Source organism: Mycobacterium sp. AT1, assembly GCF_002043095.1.
GTDB lineage: Bacteria > Actinomycetota > Actinomycetes > Mycobacteriales > Mycobacteriaceae > Mycobacterium.
Genome location: NZ_MVOC01000010.1, coordinates 1 through 17,380, shown reverse-complemented (window position 1 = coordinate 17,380; position 17,380 = coordinate 1). Strand labels below are relative to the sequence as shown.

17 protein-coding genes are annotated in these 17,380 nt (G+C 62.4%); 10 read left to right on the top strand and 7 right to left on the bottom strand.

The window, feature by feature from the left end; translation table 11 throughout:
- The first annotated feature begins 43 nt into the window (after positions 1-43).
- The 4 genes from B1790_RS05435 (at position 44) to B1790_RS35615 (ending at position 2,694) form a co-directional block, all read left to right on the top strand.
- Entirely contained in the window at positions 44-1,462 is a 1,419-nt protein-coding gene (locus tag B1790_RS05435; RefSeq protein WP_198951919.1) for an APC family permease, read from the top strand.
- Positions 1,459-2,319: a universal stress protein gene (locus tag B1790_RS05430; protein ID WP_079922197.1), complete on the top strand. Its 861-nt coding sequence runs from the start codon at positions 1,459-1,461 to the stop codon at positions 2,317-2,319. The genes B1790_RS05435 and B1790_RS05430 overlap by 4 nt, the downstream gene beginning before the upstream one ends.
- Positions 2,316-2,456, top strand: coding sequence for a hypothetical protein (locus tag B1790_RS34595; protein WP_158083760.1), 141 nt, complete (start codon positions 2,316-2,318; stop codon positions 2,454-2,456). Before B1790_RS05430 ends, B1790_RS34595 begins: the two co-directional genes overlap by 4 nt.
- A 112-nt stretch (positions 2,457-2,568) precedes the next feature.
- The gene (locus B1790_RS35615) at positions 2,569-2,694 is read left to right on the top strand and encodes a hypothetical protein (RefSeq protein ID WP_255407246.1); all 126 of its coding nucleotides are present in this window, start codon (positions 2,569-2,571) and stop codon (positions 2,692-2,694) included.
- A gap of 52 nt (positions 2,695-2,746) precedes the next feature.
- Here the strand turns inward: B1790_RS35615 and B1790_RS05425 are convergent, their stop codons facing one another.
- The 7 genes from B1790_RS05425 to B1790_RS05395 form a co-directional block, all read right to left on the bottom strand.
- Positions 2,747-3,196, bottom strand: coding sequence for a YiiD C-terminal domain-containing protein (locus B1790_RS05425; RefSeq protein ID WP_079922196.1), 450 nt, complete (start codon positions 3,194-3,196; stop codon positions 2,747-2,749).
- Positions 3,197-3,273: 77 nt separating this feature from the next.
- Positions 3,274-4,764 carry a cytochrome P450 gene (locus tag B1790_RS05420; protein ID WP_079922195.1) on the bottom strand — a complete coding sequence of 497 codons (1,491 nt, stop codon included), beginning with the start codon at positions 4,762-4,764 and terminating at the stop codon, positions 3,274-3,276.
- 38 nt (positions 4,765-4,802) lie between these two features.
- A complete protein-coding gene (locus tag B1790_RS05415; RefSeq protein WP_079922194.1) occupies positions 4,803-5,606 on the bottom strand; it encodes an enoyl-CoA hydratase/isomerase family protein in 804 nt (267 codons plus the stop codon).
- On the bottom strand, positions 5,603-6,580 hold the full coding sequence (locus B1790_RS05410) for an SDR family NAD(P)-dependent oxidoreductase (protein WP_158083759.1): 978 nt from the start codon (positions 6,578-6,580) through the stop codon (positions 5,603-5,605). Before B1790_RS05410 ends, B1790_RS05415 begins: the two co-directional genes overlap by 4 nt.
- Positions 6,550-7,185, bottom strand: coding sequence for a TetR/AcrR family transcriptional regulator (locus tag B1790_RS05405; protein WP_079922193.1), 636 nt, complete (start codon positions 7,183-7,185; stop codon positions 6,550-6,552). Before B1790_RS05405 ends, B1790_RS05410 begins: the two co-directional genes overlap by 31 nt.
- A gap of 23 nt (positions 7,186-7,208) precedes the next feature.
- Positions 7,209-7,751: a nuclear transport factor 2 family protein gene (locus B1790_RS05400; RefSeq protein ID WP_233164946.1), complete on the bottom strand. Its 543-nt coding sequence runs from the start codon at positions 7,749-7,751 to the stop codon at positions 7,209-7,211.
- Between the two features lies 1 nt (position 7,752).
- The gene (locus tag B1790_RS05395; RefSeq protein WP_233164945.1) at positions 7,753-8,550 is read right to left on the bottom strand and encodes an enoyl-CoA hydratase/isomerase family protein; all 798 of its coding nucleotides are present in this window, start codon (positions 8,548-8,550) and stop codon (positions 7,753-7,755) included.
- A gap of 169 nt (positions 8,551-8,719) precedes the next feature.
- On the opposite strand from B1790_RS05395, the gene B1790_RS05390 reads away from it, so the two are divergent.
- The 6 genes from B1790_RS05390 to B1790_RS05360 all read left to right on the top strand — a co-directional run bounded on the left by B1790_RS05390 (position 8,720) and on the right by B1790_RS05360 (position 17,364).
- Positions 8,720-10,357: a class I adenylate-forming enzyme family protein gene (locus B1790_RS05390; RefSeq protein WP_079922191.1), complete on the top strand. Its 1,638-nt coding sequence runs from the start codon at positions 8,720-8,722 to the stop codon at positions 10,355-10,357.
- A 20-nt stretch (positions 10,358-10,377) separates the two neighbouring features.
- A complete protein-coding gene (locus B1790_RS05385) occupies positions 10,378-11,547 on the top strand; it encodes an acyl-CoA dehydrogenase family protein (protein ID WP_079922190.1) in 1,170 nt (389 codons plus the stop codon).
- Positions 11,548-12,399: 852 nt separating this feature from the next.
- A complete protein-coding gene (locus B1790_RS05380; RefSeq protein WP_079922189.1) occupies positions 12,400-14,064 on the top strand; it encodes an exonuclease domain-containing protein in 1,665 nt (554 codons plus the stop codon).
- A gap of 467 nt (positions 14,065-14,531) precedes the next feature.
- Positions 14,532-14,885 (top strand): type II toxin-antitoxin system RelE/ParE family toxin, encoded by a 354-nt coding sequence (locus B1790_RS05370; protein ID WP_079922187.1) that lies wholly within the window; start codon positions 14,532-14,534, stop codon positions 14,883-14,885.
- Positions 14,882-15,211: an XRE family transcriptional regulator gene (locus B1790_RS05365; RefSeq protein ID WP_079922186.1), complete on the top strand. Its 330-nt coding sequence runs from the start codon at positions 14,882-14,884 to the stop codon at positions 15,209-15,211. The genes B1790_RS05370 and B1790_RS05365 overlap by 4 nt, the downstream gene beginning before the upstream one ends.
- A gap of 137 nt (positions 15,212-15,348) precedes the next feature.
- Entirely contained in the window at positions 15,349-17,364 is a 2,016-nt protein-coding gene (locus B1790_RS05360) for an AAA family ATPase (RefSeq protein ID WP_079922185.1), read from the top strand.
- The last annotated feature ends 16 nt before the right edge of the window (positions 17,365-17,380 follow it).

Here is a 17,380-nt window from a genome sequence, read left to right as displayed (position 1 = left end):
GGGCGACGCGGGACCTTCCCGATGGTCGACGAAAGGTTCTCGCGTGCAACAGAACACGGCACCAGCCGCAACGTCTCACCTGTCGCGATCACTCGGACTTTGGGCGATCGTCGGGCTTGGCCTCGGCTACATGACCCCCATGACCGTCTTCGACACGTTCGGCATCGTGTCGGAGGAGACGAACGGCGTCGTTCCGCTCGCCTACATCGTCGCGCTCGTCGCCATGGTGTTCACCGCGCTCAGCTACGGACGGATGACCCGAGTCTTCCCCTCGGCGGGGTCGGCCTTCACGTATGCATCGGAGGTCATCCACCCCAACGTCGGCTTCCTCGTCGGGTGGTCCTCGTTGCTCGACTATCTGCTGTTGCCGATGGTCAACGCGGTCATCGGGCGGATTTACTTCGAGTCGTTCTTCCCCGACGCTCCGTCCTGGATCTTCGTCCTCGTCTACGTGGCAATCGTCACCGCGCTCAACTGCTGGAGCATCAAGGGCACGTCGAACATCAACGGAGTGCTCGTCGTCTTCCAGACGGTGCTCATCGGCGCGTTCGTCGTCCTGACGTATCTGTCGTTGTCGCGCGGCCTTGGCCAGGGCACCGCGCTGACGCTCGAACCGCTGTATCACGCCGGCGTGGACATGGGGGCTGTCATCGCCGGCGCCACCGTGGTGTGCTTCTCGTTCATCGGGTTCGACGCGATCACGATGTACAGCGAAGAGGCGAAGACGCCGAATACCGTCCCGAAGGCCATCGTTCTGGCCCTCCTCATCGGCGGCGCGATCTTCCTGGTCGGTGCGTGGTTCGCCCAGAGCGCCTTCCCCACGCTCGACGGCTTCGAGGTCACCGACGACACACTGCCGGAGCTCGCACTGAAGGTGGGTGGAGAGTTCTTCAAGATCCTGTTCGTCTCGGCTGCGTTGGCGGCCATGTTCGCGTCGAGCCTGTCCTCCCACGCCAGCGTCTCCCGCATGATCTACGTGATGGCCCGCAATCAGACGGGGCGCATCCCACGCTTCCTGTCCTACATCCACCCGAGGTTTCTCACCCCGCTGCACGCCGTGCTGATCGTCGGGGCCGTGTCGCTGCTGGCATTCAGGTTCACGCTCGAATTCGTCTCGGCGATGATCAATTTCGGCGCCCTCATCGCCTTCACCGTCGTCAACCTGACCGTGCTCCTGTACTTCGCCGTGCATCTGAAGAAGCGGAACACGCCGGTCGAGATCTTCACCAACATCGTGCTACCCGTCATCGGCATGTCCCTGACAGTGGTGCTGTGGCTGAACCTGCACTTCGATGCCCTTCTCTACGGCGCCATTTGGTTCGTCATAGGCCTCGTACTGCTGGTGTACGTCACCCGCGGGTTGCGCAAGCCGCTCACGATTAGAATCGAAGAGGAGACCCTGGCCGAGGAGGGCACGCCGATCGAGCACGTCGAGCACCGCAGGAGAGGTGGAGACAAGTGAAGCTCGTCGTCGGTTATCTCGCGACCGCTGGCGGTGCCGATGCCCTGGCACTTGGGGTCCGGCTCGCCCGCACCCTTGGCGCCGAACTGGAACTGCGGATGGTGCTGTCCCCCGACGACGTGACCACTCCCCGCGTGACGGCCGACAAATTTCACGACGTGCTCGCCGGACAGGGCTCGGCATGGCTCGACGACGCCATGCGCCTGGTGCCCGAGGACGTCACGGCCGGGGCCGAGGTGGTCATCGGAGAGTCGGTCGCCGAAACGCTCGGCGAGGAAGCACTCAAGCTGGGCGCCGAGGCACTCGTCGTCGGTGGATCCGGTGGCGGTCTGGCCGGCAGCTTGGCGCTCGGCTCATTCGTCGACGACCTCCTGCACTCTGCGCCCGTGCCGGTCGCGGTGGCGCCGCGAGGTACCCGGCACTCCGAGGTTGAGCGCATCCAACGCGTCACCTGCGCGGTCGGGGATCGCCCCGGCGCGGCTCGGTTGCTCGACACTGCGGTGTTGGCGAGCCGGGCTACCGGGGCACCTCTACGACTGGTCTCTCTGGTGGCGCTCGACGAGCACGGCGAGAAGGGCCTCGAGGCTGCTCGCGAACACGCCTACGCCACACTGGAATCCGCGAAGTCAGTACTACCGGATGGCGCCGCCGTCACTGCGGTCGTCGCCGACGGCGACACGGTAGAGGCAGCCGTCGAAGGGCTCGATTGGGAGCCCGGCGATCTGCTGATGCTCGGGTCGAGTCGACTGGCCCCGCCTCGCCGACTGTTCATCGGTTCGACCGCCGCCAGGATCCTGCGGGTCCTACAGGTTCCGATCGTGGTGACGCCAGGCGAGGACGCCAGCCCGTCGGCGTGACTTCTGGTCATGGCCGGGCGTCTGCTCGGCTCGGCGAAGCCAAGACCGCTGGGGCGAGGGTCATGACGGAGCTGGGCCATCAGCTGCCCGCGGCGGCGGCGGCGGCGGCGGCCGGCTTCCGGGCGGTGGCATCGTAATGCGCGCTGACGCGACCCGACGTCTTCCGGGCCGTCGCCGCCCCAAGCGGCCCGGACCAGGCGCAATCGTTACCCCTGCACAGCCAATGGATCCAGGCCCGCAGGGTGGCCGATGCCGACCGAGCTCGCGCGTCAGGCCTGCGACCGCACGACGGCGGACGTGTACAGCGTCGCCCCCGCCCTGAAGATCAGCGGAATGCGTCACGAAACCCGCGCGACCCGCCTGTTCGCTACCTAGACGCTCAACTCCGAGCCACGTGATCGACGTGGACGTGGGACAGGCACGTACGTCATCGGTGAGAACGCAGTTGGTATCGGCCCAAAGTCGTCGCGACCACTTCGTCATTCGAATCCTTCACCACCGCCGTCAGGGTGAAGTCGGCCCTTCCTGTCAGCTCGGCAGTCGCCTCGACATCGGCGATGACGGACGGATCGAGTGACGCCTCGGCATGTAGCTCGCTCTTGGCCATCGATGTGAATTCGATGTCGAAACCTTTGACCAAGGGGAAGAACTTCGCGGTGTCGAAGGTCGCAAGCGCGATGATCCCACCCAAGATCTCGGCAACCGTGAACTGGACACCGGCGTACACGACACCGAAGTGATTACCGTTTCCTTCCAACGGAACCGTGGCGGAAGCGAAGCCGCGCCGTGCTTCAACCACGTGCACGCCCATCTGGAACGCGGTGGGTATCGTTTCTTCCATCGCAGTGTTGATGAACTCGGCTAGATCATCGTTCATTCATATTCCATTGTCTCGCGGCGCCACGCAGAATCACTGTTGTTCAACGGCTTTCAACCAAATCGATCGCTGACATACTAGCGCGATCGACTTAACGGCTTCAGGACGACGGGCATGCCGTCCTTCGGAACGGGCATGCCGCCGTAGTCCCACGCCGCTTGATACCCCGGGCGTATGAGCTCGATGCGGTAGCGGCGAAGGAGGCGGTGCATCACCGTCTTGACCTCGAGTTGGCCAAAGACCATTCCGATGCACTTGTGCGAGCCGCCTCCGAATGGCGCAAACGCATACCGGTGTCCCTTGTGTTCGTTGCGGGGTTCGGCGAAGCGGTCAGGATCGAATGCATCGGGATCGGACCACAACTCGGAAAGCTTGTGATTCATCGACGGCCATGTCACGACGTTGGTGCCGGCTGGGAGATAGTGGCCGAGTAGTTCCGTGTCGCGGACGGTTTGACGAACGTTGAGCGGCAACGGCGTGACCAAGCGCAGCGACTCGTTCATGACCAGATCGAGCGTCTCCAGCTTTTCCAACGCCTCGATGTCCAGGGGCCCCTCACCAAGACGATCGGACTCCTCGCGGGCGCGATCTTGCCATTCCGGATGGGCGGCAAGGTAATAGGCCATGGTCGACAGGGTGGACGTCGACGTGTCGTGCGCGGCCATCATCACGAAGATCATGTGGTTGACGATGTCCTCGTCGGTGAAACCGTTGCCGTCCTCGTCCTGGGTATGGCAGAGCACGGTGAGCATGTCGGTGCCCTCGGCGTTGCGCCGCTCTCTTACTCGCTCGGCGAAGTACGTCTCGAGCACCTTGCGCGCTCGAATTCCCCTCCACCACTTGAACGGTGGGACGCTGAAGCGTAGAACGGCGCCACCCGAGCGGGTAGTCGTCGTGAACGCACGATTGACCGTCGACAGCAGTTCACGGTCGGTTCCTGGTTCGTGACCCATGAACACCATCGATGCGATGTCCAGGGTGAGTTCCTTCATCGCCGGATGGAAGAGGAACCGCGGATCGTCGGCCGGCAGATCGTTCGCCACCGCCTTCGAGACGACGGCGTCGATGAGCTCGACGTACCCGGCCAGGCGGGTCCTGGTGAACGCCTCCTGCATGATTCGGCGGTGCTGCATGTGTTCATCGAAGTCCAGCAGCATCAGCCCGCGTGTGAAGAACGGACCGATGACGTACTGCCAACCCTTTTGGGAGTAATCCTTGTTTCGGTTGGAGAACACCGCTTGGGTGGCGTCGGGCCCCAGCGCCACGACGGCGGGAAGGGCGGGCGAGGGCAGGTAGAGAACCGGGCCCTTCGTGCGATAGAGGTGCAGCGCATACTCGGGGCCTCCGCGGAACATCTCGATCAGGTGGCCGAGCACGGGAAGTCCCGTGTCGCCGCGCACCGGTTCCATGCCACTTCCCGGAGGTGGGTCCGCCAGGACGATCTCCTTCCACTCGCGTTTGAGTAGCTGCTTCTCGAGCAGGCCCATCCCGGGGATGGTGTTGATCGTCGGCAGGAGCCTTCGCTGGGCCTGATCGAGCAGATACTCGGAGGTGCGAATCGATGCCATGTGCGGTCCTGTTCGGGTGGCGATGGGTGCGGGCAAGTTCAGTCGGCTGCCGGTCTCGGGTGTGGCGTTTGGGCCGCTACCCCGGACTTGGTCACCCTGGCGAACGCTGCGTTCATCCGCTCGGTGACGTCGGGATGCCAGATCACCTCGCGATACATGCTGGTTTCGAATGACAGCGCGCTGATCGGGTCCATCGCCGGTGAGCGCAGCATCAGTTCCTTGTTGAACATCGCGGACTTCACGGTGGTCTCGGCGATCTCGCCGGCCAGGTCGGTGGCGGCGGCAACCGCGGTGCCGTCGGCGACGAGGCGGTCGACGAGACCGATGCGCAGTGCCTCGTCATCGTCGATCCGTTGCCCAGAGAGGGTCAGGAGCTTCGCTTGACTGAGGCCGACGATCTTCCACAGCGGCGAAAAGTATGGTGTGAGGCCGAATTTGACCTGGGGATACCCAAAGAATGATCCACGGGCTCCGATGCGGATGTCGCAGAACACCGCGATGTCGAGCCCACCTCCGAGTGCGGGGCCCGAGATGGCGGCGATGGTCGGCTTGGGGTAGTCGAGGAGTTGACCGTAGGCGCGTAGACACAGGTCTCCGTAGTCGAATCGGGTGTCGTCGGTGAACGAGGACTGCAGCTGCAGATCCAGACCGGCGCTGAACCATCGATCACCACCGGTGACGATGACGACGGCAACGGTGTCGTCGTTGCGCCAATTGATGAGGCACTCGGTCAGATCTCGAAAGAGCTTGGGTGTCAGTGCGTTTCGACGGTCGGGGCGGTTGAAGGTGATGGTGCCGATTCCATCGGTGACACTCGTGGTGATGTCGGTGAAGTCCGTCATGGCTGCGACTTTCTTTCGGGGTTGGCCCTCGTGGGGCGTGGTTGGGGCTTCTGAGCCATCAGTGAACGCGTGAGGCTCCCGATGGTGTCGGGATGCAGCGGTGCGCGTTGGTCAGCCACCGCGCACATGGCAGCGTCGATCTGCGCCGCGGACCACGGCGCGCCATGAGCGATTCGCACGAGCTGTTCGGGGTGGCTCCAGAGTGCAAGTTCGGTGCCGTCGAACGCGATGACCTGCCCGGTGATCTGCGACGTGCGGTCCCCGGCCAGGGCGGCGACGACCTTGGCGACGTGAGCGGGATCGCCGAACGCATCGGTGAACGGGCTGTCCACTCCGCCGGTGGCATCGACCAGTGGCGTCGTCATGTCGGTGGCAGCAACGGGATACAGCGCGTTGACACGAATGCCGAAACGTTCGAGTTCGACCGACAGCGCGCGGGTGAGCGCGGTGACACCACCCTTGGCTGCCGCATAGTTGCTCTGGCCGACCAACCCGTACAGGGCGCTCCCCGAAGTCAGATTGAGGATCGCACCGCCGGTGTCCTTCATCGCCGACGCAGCAGCGCGACACATCAACCAGGTCCCTCGCAAATGCACCGCGACCACGGCATCGAAGTCGTCGACCGACATCCGCAGCAGACTCCGGTCCCGAGTGATCCCGGCATTGTTGACGACGAAGCCGACGCACCCGAAGGCGTCTTGGCACTGGCGGACCAGCGCCGCGGCGGTCGACTCCACCTCGATCCCGCCGACGACGTAGCGCACTGATCCACCATCGGGATCCAACTCCATGGCTGCCGCTTGGCACGCCGCCTCGTCCCTGCCGTTGATCACCACTTTGGCGCCCTGGTCGAGCAGGGCTCGGGCGAACGCGAAACCCAGGCCGCGGGTGGAGCCCGTGACGATGGCGCCAACGCCGCTAAGCTCACCCGACGAGTCGGCGTTCACGGCGACGGCGCGTACAGGGCGTGCCACACGATCGAGGCCAAACTCACCGCATGTCGCTGGAGATCCTTCTTGGCGGCGGGGCGAACCTGTTGGTACAGACCACGTTCGATCATCCACACCAACCATCCGGCGGTGGCCTGCGGATCGAGATCGGCGCGGGCGACACCCGCGCTCTGGGCGCGACGTATGTGTTTGGTCAGTTCGACGTGTCCGATGGAGAGCATCGCGTGGAACTCTTCCCGAACCCCGGCATCGTAGGTGGACGCGTCGGCCAGGGCTGCAAGCAGCTTGGCCCGCCGTCGGTAAGTGGCGATCAGTCCCGTGAAGATCACCTCCAACTGTCGTTGCGAGATGTCGGTGTCGAGATCCATCCATTGCCGTGCCGAGTCGACGACCTCGCCAACCACTCCCTCACCGACCGCACGAAGGACGTGCCCCATGTCGTCGAAGTAGGAGTAGAAGGTCGAGCGGGACGCTCCAGCACGCGAAATCACCTGTTCGACAGAGATGTCGGCGAAGTGGGCAGTTTCTGACATCAATTCTTCAGCCGCAGTGACGATCCGCGCAACCGATGCGGCGCGTTGCAATTCGCGGCGCGAGGTGGGCGGTGGTGTCACGTTCTGACTCGACATGGGACCTCGGATCGACACGTGGGTTATGAAGAAGGAGCGTTCAGCAAGGAGCGTAGATAGGTCCCGCCGATCTGGTTGTTCCGCGGTGGTAGCGCGCCATATTGGCGCATCATCTCGGTGATCTCGTACTGGGCGAGGTAGCGCGATAACCTGCCGCCGCGAAAGCCCAGGAAGATGTCGCACCCGTAGGCACGGAACCGCTTGTTCGTGCCGATTTTTGGCGGTGCGCTTCCGCTCTGTTCGAACAAGAAGAGTCCGCGGCCGTCTCGCGCCGCCGAGAAGAACTGGACTTCCTCGAATCGCACGTCGGGCATGACCTTCCAGATGGTGTCGACGTACTCACCCACCCCGACACGACCCTCGATCACCCGTGGCCAGAACACCGTGTCCTCCCAGACGATTTCGGGATCCAGGAGATCCAACACCTGGCCCGTCTCATGGGAGTTCCACGCATCCGACCAACGGTTTGCGAAGTCACGGAGAAACTCGTCGGTCACTGGTGTGGCGGCCTCTTGCATGGCGCTCACGCTCCTGTTCGAGATTGGTGACGGGATCGGATCGAACACGCTAGGTCCGGGTTAGTCGCTCCGTCGCCTTGCTGCTGCCGGACTTCAACCGCTGCAGACCATCGGCAATCTTGCGGGTGAACAACCCGCGCTGTACCAAGTCGTGGGTGACCCGCAGTTCGTACGCGGTCGCTCCGATGTGGTCCATGTTCTGGGTGCGCAGGGCGACCTCCTTGAGCACCGTGGTCAGCTCGGCGCCGTTCTCGGCGATCTGCTTGGCCAGCGTCAGCGCCGCATCTCGGAGACCACCGACTTCCACCAATTCGTCGACGAGACCGACCCGATAGGCCTCCTCGGCAGTGATGGGGTCACCGGTGAACAGCATCCGGCGCGCCCGCTGGGTATTCGTCTTGCTCAGCATCCCGTGGTAGAAGCCGTTCATCGCGTACTTCACCTGGGTGGACCCGAAGGCCGCGTTCTTCGACGCCACCGTGATGTCGCACATGTTCGCAACGTCCATGCCGTAACCGGGAGCAACACCGGCTACGGCCGCAACGGTTGGCTTGCGATAGTCGTAGATGGCCACCATCAGCTGTAGCGCCAGGTCGGTGAACGCAGTGCGATCCGAATCCGAGGTCCCCTGCAGCACATCCAGCGCCCAGCCCGCGCAGAAGTAGTCCTCGTTGCCGATGATCAGCACGGCGGCCACCTCGTCGTCATACGCCCATCCTGCGAGAGCATCGATGATCTCCCGGTGCAGCTCCCATCCCAGTGCGTTGCGCTTCTCCGGATGGTTCAACTGCAGGATTCCCACCCCGTCCTCGACGCTGGTGATCAGGTACTGGTAGCTAGACGGCACGGGTGTCCTCACTGACGGTGGTTGGCGGCGGTGCGTCGGGCCCGATTCCCGCAGGCCCCGCACCGCATAAACTAGTACACGATGTTCGGGTTTCTTTGTCAAGAAGTCGAACGCGATGTACGGTTTCTTCAGAGCGAACGCAGGTGCCCCCAACTCGAGGATTCCGGCCATGAATGACTCGGCGACGCGTGAACAGCTTTACCAGACAACGGGATTGTGGACCTCGGACCGAATCGGTGATCTGATCGACGATCGCGCCGCACAGTTCCCGGATCGCGAACTCTTCCGATTCGAGGACCGCCGGATCAGTTACCGAGATTTCGCAGCGTGGGTCACGTCGGTGGCCGAACACATGGTTGCGCAGGGGGTGGTGCGAGGCGACCGAATCCTCGTGCAACTTCCGAACAGGCTGGAGACGCTGGTCTTGCAGATCGCGGCCTTCCGAATCGGCGCGATCGACGTCCCGGTCATTCCCATCTATCGACAGCACGAGACGCGGCAGATCATCGCCGACGTACGGCCGGCGGTGGTCGCCGTGGCACACACCCTGGGCGATCGCACTCCCACCGCCGAGATCGACCGGCTTCTCGGCGAATTGGGCCATGAGCCAACCCTGAAAATCGTGGTGGGCGGTAGCGCCGCCGGATGGACTCAGATTCCTGATTCGGTATCAGATTGTCCGCGTGGACATCTCGTGCTTCCCGAGCCGGTTGACGCCGACGAGCCCGCACTGATCCTCTACACCTCGGGCACCACGTCGGCCCCCAAGGGCGCGCTGCTGACCTCCCGCGCTCTGTTTGCCCACCTCCGCAACATGACAGCAGTGGCAGATCTCGACGATCGCTCGGTCGTCGCCGCCGGAACTCCGCTGTCACATCTCGGCGGATTCGTCGCCGGGCTGATACTGCCGGCCTTCTTGGGCGCCCGATCGGTCATTCTGCCCGGGTGGAATCCGGATCAGGCCGTGGGCGTCATCGAGGACGAACGGGTCACCATGATGATGGGCGCCACCGTCTTCCTCCGAGACCTCGTGACCCGATATGCAGCGGGTAATTCACCGGTGCATCGACTCACGAACTATCTGTGCGCCGGGGCTGCCATTCCGCGGGAGCTGATTCGCGACGCCGAGGACGTCGGCGTGCACGCCACCCGCAATTACGGGATGACCGAGACCGCCGGAATCTGCACCGGCGCCAGGCGTAGCGACCCCCTGGACATGCGCGCCGATTGGGACGGACGAGTGCTGCCAGGCATGGAGATCGAGGCATCAGACGAACGTCGGCGCCCTCTGCCGGACGGCGCCGAGGGCGAATTGCGCATCCGCGGTGCGCAACTATTCGACGGATACACCGATCCGGCCGCAACGGCAGCACAGTTCGACGAGGACGGCTGGTTCTACCCCGGCGACATCGGAGTGGTGTCCGACGGATGGGTGCGAATGACAGGACGCAGCAAAGACATCGTCAACCGCGGCGGGGAGAAGTTCTCCACTCAGGACATCGAGCAAGCCCTACTCGGGCATCGCGACGTGGACTCAGCGGCGGTATGCGCGATTCCGGATGCGCGATTCGGCGAAGCCGTCGGCGCCTGGATTGCCTTGCGCCCGGGCGTGCCGTGGAACGGCCCGGAAACGTTCCTTAGCCACCTTGACGAACTGGGTCTGGCCAAGGCCAAACTTCCGACCGAATGGCATGTGGTCAAACGAATTCCGACGTCAGCCAGTGGCAAGGTCCAGAAGTTCGGACTGCAGGAACTGACCGACCTCGCGACCGCCACCAGCACCCGATTCATCCCGGCAAGACCCTAACTACGATTCGAAAGCAATCCATGACAACCACTTTCGGCGCAGACGCATATCGATCGTTGTTCAACGACGATCACCACCAATTCCGTGGCACCGTCGCCCAATTCATCGAGAAGTCGGTGGCGCCCAACTTCGAGAAGTGGGAAGCCGACCACAAGGTCGAACGTTCGATGTTCACCGAAGCGGGTACACACGGTCTGTTGCTATTCGCCACCCCAGACGAATTCGGCGGCGCAGGCATCGACGACTTTCGCTTCAATGCCATCGTCAACGAAGAGTTCGGTCGATCCGGGTTCGCCGGTGTCGGGCTTGGCATCGCCCTGCAGAACGACGTCGTCGGGCCCTACCTCACCGATCTGACCAACGACGAGCAGAAGCGTCGCTGGCTTCCCGGCCTGACGTCCGGAGAGCTGATCGCCGCAATCGCGATGACGGAACCGGGAACCGGCAGTGACCTGTCCAGCATCTCCACTCGAGCAACCCGGGATGGCGATCACTACGTTCTCGATGGCGCCAAGACGTTCATCTCAAACGGTCAGAATTGCGACCTCGTCATCGTCGCGGCACGCACCAGCGACGAACGGCACAAGGGGCTTTCGCTGATCGTGGTCGAGGCGGACACCCCAGGCTTTAGCAAGGGACGCAACCTCGAAAAGCTGGGGTTGCACAGCCAGGACACCAGCGAACTGAGCTTCACTGACGCCCGAGTGCCCGTCGCCAATCTGCTCGGCGAGGAGGGGACCGGCTTCTATCAGCTGATGAGAAACCTCCCACGAGAACGTCTTTCGCTGGCCACGACCGCCGTCGGTGCCGCCGAGGGAAACCTCAGCCGCACCTTGGAATACGTCACTGCACGGCGTGCATTCGGTAAACCCATCGGCAGTTTTCAGCACAATCGATTCCTGCTGGCCGAGCTCGCCACCGAACTGGACATCGCGCGGGTGTTCGTCGACCACTGCGTCGAATTGCACTCCCGTGGCGAACTCACCCCCACCCGGGCGGCCAAAGCCAAGTGGTGGACCACCGAACTGCAGGTCCGTGTTGCCGACCGTTGCCTGCAGCTGCACGGCGGCTACGGCTACATGCGCGAATACGAGGTCAGCCGCGCGTTCGTCGATTCACGCATCCAAACCATCTACGGCGGGACCACCGAGATCATGAAGGAGATCATCGGCAAAGACCTTGGGCTGTGAGGGCAGCAAGCGAACCCATGAAGTCTCGGGCGACGTGATCCTCAACCCCATGAGAAATTGCCAAATCGCCCGGAGCCCAACGGCTCCAAACGACCGGCCGGCTAGGCACTCGGTTCAACCAGTAGCGCGCAAGGAACAGCGCCAGCATCACCTCGAGCGGATTGCCGTCGGTGCGCGCCGGCAGCAATCGCTGAGCCTGCTTGACCCGATAGGCCGCGGGATTCGGGGCGATGTGCAGCTTCTCCGAGACAGCCCGGGGGCCTCGCGCGGAGGCGAGGTACGCCAACAAGGTTTCGCGCAGATCGTCGTCCTTGGGACGCGCTCCCGCTGCGCCTGCACTCCATCCACGGCACCTGGGGCCCGGAGCACGTCTTGAGTCTGTGAGCCGCGGGACCACCCAGCCGTCATTCGGCTTCGAGCACCGCAATCCGCTTCCCGAAACCGCCAGCGGTGCCGATATTCGCCATGTGGTCACGAGCGGCATGAAAACGGCTCCCGGAAAAATCTCCGGGAGCCGTTTACCTAGTAGCGGGGACAGGATTCGAACCTGCGACCTCTGGGTTTTGCGCCAGGTACCGGAAACTTTGCAATGTCCGACGTGTGGCATATATGCAGTTCAGACCACGCGCCCCGTACGTCCCGCATCCTCCCGTCGCAGTGTGTTCAAGCCGTTGCGCAGAGTTTCGTTCCCAAATCGGTTCCTAAACTGCGACTGCCTCCGCGGGTTGTTGCAAGTGCGGACGGAACCTCGGGGCGCCAGCGGATCGGACCGAATCCAGCCTGCCTGTCAGTGCACAGCAGTACCGTCGCATCGTCGAGCCGGCATAGGGGCTTGTTGTTCTTGGGGGTTCAATGCAAGGTTTTGGCGTTCTTGTCGCTGTACTCGTCGTTGTGGGTCTACTGATCAAGTACTGGTGGGTTCTCGCGATCATCGGAGCAATCGGTGCCGCGGTCTACTTCTTCAACAAGTACTCGAAAGACAAGACCGCAGCCCCACCGCCTTCTGAGCAGTCCGCCGGACGGCCCGTGACGCAGACGCAACGGCCACAGACTTATTTCGCCGCTCCGCAACCGAGGCCGCCGGCATCCTCGCGAGATATAGGCATTCGACAGGCAGTACTCACCAGACGCACCACGGGCTACCCCACTTCAAACGCCGTGTTCACTGCGATCGATCTCGAGACCACCGGCTTGGATCCCGACCTCGACCGCATCGTCGAAATCGGCATGGTCAAGTTCACCGCCGATGGCACTGTCATCGACGAATTCGCCACTCTCGTAAACAATCCCGGCTCACCCCGCGAGGCGCGCGACGTCCATCAAATCGACGACGCCGACCTCATCGGCGCGCCTCAAACCATCGACGCACTTCGTGAAGCATTCGCCTTCATGGCCGGAACCGTTCTGGTCGCGCACAACTTCGAGTTCGAGGAAGGATTCCTGACCGCTGCAGCACGCCGCGAAAAGCTCTCGCTCCCTGCGACCATCGGCGTGTGCACATTGCAGACCTCTCGACGACAACTCGACGGTCGCGCCTTCAGCCTGACTGTGATGTACAAGACGGCCACAGGCGAGTTTCCCACGAACAAGCACACCGCCTTGGGTGACGCGAGATCCATCCGAGAGATCCTGCTCTGGCTTCTCCGCAGTTCGCCCCAACCCTTGAACTTCAGCATCGCCCCACCGACGGCGGTGGCGACAGTCGCTCCGTGTGAGTGCAAGATCCGATGCCGGCCAGTGCCCTTGGCCGGTTCTTCAGTCGCGGAACTTCTGGCTTCGTTCCCCCAGTCGTCCCGGAATCGCGAGGGCGATCCCGTCGAAGTCGAGAAGTATCTCGCGCTGCTCGCCGAATCAGTAGAGGACGGACTGCTGACCTACGAAGAGGCCAGTTCTCTTACCGATCAAGCCTGCCGTACGCGGCTCACCGGCAACCAGCTGCGCGATCTGCATCGAGAAGCCTGGGACACAACGTTCCGCGATGAGCGGGACGCCGACTGGACAGTGTTGTCGCCGGTTCGGCGTCGAGAAATGTTTCTACTCGCCGATGCACTTGGACTGTCCCAGCTCGCTACTGAGCTGCACCAAGCGATCGACGCGTGTTCAGAACCCGAGCCCGCATCCGAAGCCAGATATCTGCGCAGCCTCCGTGTCGCGGTAGTCGGCGATGGCGCGGACTTCGAGCTGCTGTGCAAACGCGCAGAGTCTTACGGCGCAAAGTTGGCGGTCAACGTCACGAAGACGGTGGTGTGGATGGCGACCGAGACGCCGGATGCGACCGACGCGAAGCACAACTCGGCCCGCAAACTCGGCGTCCCGATGCTCCCGATCGAGCAAGCATCGGCCCGACTCGACGCCGCGATTCGCGACGCAGAACTCAAAGCCTTCGAACGGCAACGCGTCATCGATGAAAACCTGGCGCGCAACCGGCAATACGCTGCCGAGCGTGAGGCGTACTGGCGGCCAACCTGGCGGCCAGTGGAGCTAGACCGAGACCCCGATTACGCAGCGGGGTGGTGACCCACAAGCGTCAAATGCCTCGCTAGTATTCAAGCATCCTGTGATGATTTCACGGTGTCGTCGGACCGAACGTGCAGCTACGGCTTGCCATCACTGCGGACGGAGCCTTCTTCGTCGAGATGGCCCGCTACGCCTGCGTGATTGAAGATCGACCCCTTCCCGCCGCAGACTCCGAAGAAGTTCTCAGCCTCGTATCGGTCGTTGGCGGTAGGGCCATCGTTGCCGCCGATACTGGCGCGGTTATGCCTCGGCGCGGTACGGACTTTTTTGCCACGACCCACCACTAAAGGTCGACGCCAACGCCGCCGCCCTACCGGAGATTTGTCTTGCTGTCGTGCCGCAGATGCGCGGAAGGGGCATCGGCACTTCACTTTTGACCGAGTTGATCGCGCAACGCACAGGGGCGATCTCGACGACTGAGCCTCGGCTCATCAACCCGTTGCATATAATGCAGGAGTTATATTACAGTGACGACGTGGGACGTCATCCTGACGGAAGAAGTCGAGCATTGGTACTTCACGCTCGACGCGAGCGCGACGGCCGCGGTGACCGGCGCGATCGACCTGCTCGAAGTGGAAGGCCCGACGTTGGGCCGCCCAACGGTGGACAAGGTCAGCGGATCGCGGTTCCACAGCATGAAAGAACTGCGGCCCGCAGGCACCAGCATCCGTATCCTGTTCATCTTCGATCCGCTCCGACAGGCGATCCTGTTGCTCGGCGGAGACAAGGACGGGAACTGGAAGCGCTGGTACGACAGGAACATTCCCGTGGCTGAGCGACGGTACGAGAACTGGCTGGCCACGATCCAGGAAGGTGAATGACCATGGCACGCAACTGGCGTGACGTTCGCGCAGACGCGGTCACCCAGGGCCGGGTAGATCCGGCGCTCGCCGACGCAGCGCGCAAGGATATGCACGACGCGGTCCAAGCACAACGCCTAGCCGACATCCGCAAGGCCCATGGGCACGCCCGTCAGGCCGACGTCGCCGCCCACATGGGTGTATCGCAGGCGCGGGTGTCGCAGCTCGAAAGCGGCGACCTGTCGCACACCGAGCTCGGCACCTTGCAGTCGTACGTAGCGGCGCTGGGTGGGAGCCTGCGCGTAGTTGCGGACTTCGGGGACAACGCTGTCGAGCTGTCGGCATGACGAACTGCGTCAGCTCCGATTGAGCAAGCGACCCGCCCGGCGAGCGGACCCAAACCGCGTGGGAAATTCACAAATCACTCTCTAGCCTGACGCGTGCCGACGCAGAAGACGGCGCAACGCGGCGCTAACGTGGCTGGGTGCGCCTGATTACCTTCACCGCAGAGAACTTCCGTCGATTTGTCGACCGGACGTCGGTCAAGCTGCATGGCGACCTTATCGCCCTAGTCGGACCGAACGAGGCCGGAAAGAGTTCCATCCTGGACGGACTCGCGATGCTGGGGTCTAACGACGAATTTGCTCGCTCTGATGAGCACCGCCGCAGCGGAAAGTCACCGACACTAGTGTGGGGCTTTCAACTCGATAACGAAGACAAGATCGCGTTGGCAGAAATTCCCGAAGCGGCCTCCCTTCAGCGCGCAGTCCTGACGAAACATGAGAATGGCACCCGGACTTGGACGTTGCATCCGGGCTTCCCCGTCCGCGATCGGCAGCGCCGCCACACTGTTACGGACTTAATCGCTGACTTCATATCGAAGGCAGACACCGCGGACATTCCACTCGATGAGGATGACAACTATCAAACCATCCTGGAAAACTTTTCGAGATCCCTGAATGCAGACGTAAACGACCTGTCTGACGAAATCATCGCCTCACTGACGGATGCAGTCGCGGTCTTATCTGCGGTGAGCTTTGGCTTCTCCGAGGAGGATGCTACAGACGACAAGACCGCCACTGGCGAAGCACAACGAGACTTGATCGTTTCTCGCCGTACACTTATCGAAACTCTGCGCGAATTGCAACGCTACGAAATCGGGCCTAATCCGACTCGGCGAGCCTTGGCCGTCATTAATTCTCGTTTACCTGAAATGCTTCTGTACACGCAGCTCGATCGAGAGCTCCTAGGCGCGTACGAGCTGGAGCAAATCCCCGATAATCCCCCTCCTGCTCTGGATCATTTGTGCAACCTTGCGAGCCTTAATCTGATTGAGCTCCGCCGCGAGGTGCAGGAGACGCGGAGGGCGGACTCGGCTACTCGCGTTCAGACCGCCAACGACACCCTTAGAAATGCGTTTGATCAGAACTGGAATCAGCAAAAGGTCGCGCTTCAGTTTGTTCTCGATGGAATGACCTTGTCGATTCAAGCTATTTCTTTGACAAACCGTGCTGCCGGTTATTCTGAAATAGCTGAGCGCAGCGATGGGATGCGTTGGTTCGCGTCACTACTCGCTTTCGTCAACGGACGTGACGGAAAACCAATTCTTCTCGTCGACGAGATAGAAACTCATCTGCACTATGACGCACAGGCTGACCTCGTCAATGTGCTGGCCAACCAGGGACTAGCGGCAAAGGTCATCTACACAACTCACTCGTTTGGTTGCTTGCCCCCTGATATCGGAACCGGTATCAGAGTCGTTGAGCCAGTGGACGACACGACTTCGAAATTGGTGAACGGCTTTTGGCGCACCGGGGGCCGAGCCGGGTTCTCCCCGTTGTTGGCAAGCCTGGGTGCGGCGGCAGTTTCATTCACCCCGAGTCGACACGCGGTGATTGCCGAAGGACCCGCAGACGCAATCATTCTGCCAACACTTTTGCGTCAAGCATCGAAGGAAGACCTTCCTCTGGGGTTTCAGATCGTGCCGGGGGTTTCAGAGGTAGCGGCTGCGAAGTGTGCTGGCCTTCAGAGTGAGGCTGGGCGAGTCGCCTTCTTAGTAGATGGTGACCAGGGCGGGCTTGACAACAAAGCGAAGCTCATCGCCGGCGGCGTCCCAGTTGGGCAGATAGTGGTGCTAGTCGCTGCAGCCACCTCAGACGATGGACTCGACGAAGTTGTGCCGCTCGAGACGGAAGACCTGATTGATGTCGCCGCGTACCTCGCCGCTGTGAATCAAGAGCTTAGATTGTGGAATGTGAGTCCTCCTGAGATCACCTCTGCGGACATTGGGCCATCACTTCGGACGAAGGACGTCGCGAAGTGGTGCGCTGAAAACGAAGTCGCATGCCCCGATAAAGTGGCGATCGCAGAGCGGGTGCTTGACGCGACCTTCAAGTCTGACCCAGACGCTTCTGGCGAGGCACAGGCGTATGCGGCCACTCGTCGTGACGTGATCCAGAATCTGCGCGCAGAGCTTGTCGGTCGCCTCGGGTTGATCTAGTTGTAATGGCCAGGCA

Coding starts and splice junctions, on each gene's coding strand:
- B1790_RS05415 (WP_079922194.1), bottom strand. CDS start 5,606: ATGACGGACTTCACCGACATCACCACGAGTGTCACCGATGGAATCGGC.
- B1790_RS35615 (WP_255407246.1), top strand. CDS start 2,569: ATGCCGACCGAGCTCGCGCGTCAGGCCTGCGACCGCACGACGGCGGAC.
- B1790_RS05405 (WP_079922193.1), bottom strand. CDS start 7,185: ATGTCGAGTCAGAACGTGACACCACCGCCCACCTCGCGCCGCGAATTG.
- B1790_RS05380 (WP_079922189.1), top strand. CDS start 12,400: ATGCAAGGTTTTGGCGTTCTTGTCGCTGTACTCGTCGTTGTGGGTCTA.
- B1790_RS05420 (WP_079922195.1), bottom strand. CDS start 4,764: ATGGCATCGATTCGCACCTCCGAGTATCTGCTCGATCAGGCCCAGCGA.
- B1790_RS05390 (WP_079922191.1), top strand. CDS start 8,720: ATGAATGACTCGGCGACGCGTGAACAGCTTTACCAGACAACGGGATTG.
- B1790_RS05425 (WP_079922196.1), bottom strand. CDS start 3,196: ATGAACGATGATCTAGCCGAGTTCATCAACACTGCGATGGAAGAAACG.
- B1790_RS05365 (WP_079922186.1), top strand. CDS start 14,882: ATGACCATGGCACGCAACTGGCGTGACGTTCGCGCAGACGCGGTCACC.
- B1790_RS05385 (WP_079922190.1), top strand. CDS start 10,378: ATGACAACCACTTTCGGCGCAGACGCATATCGATCGTTGTTCAACGAC.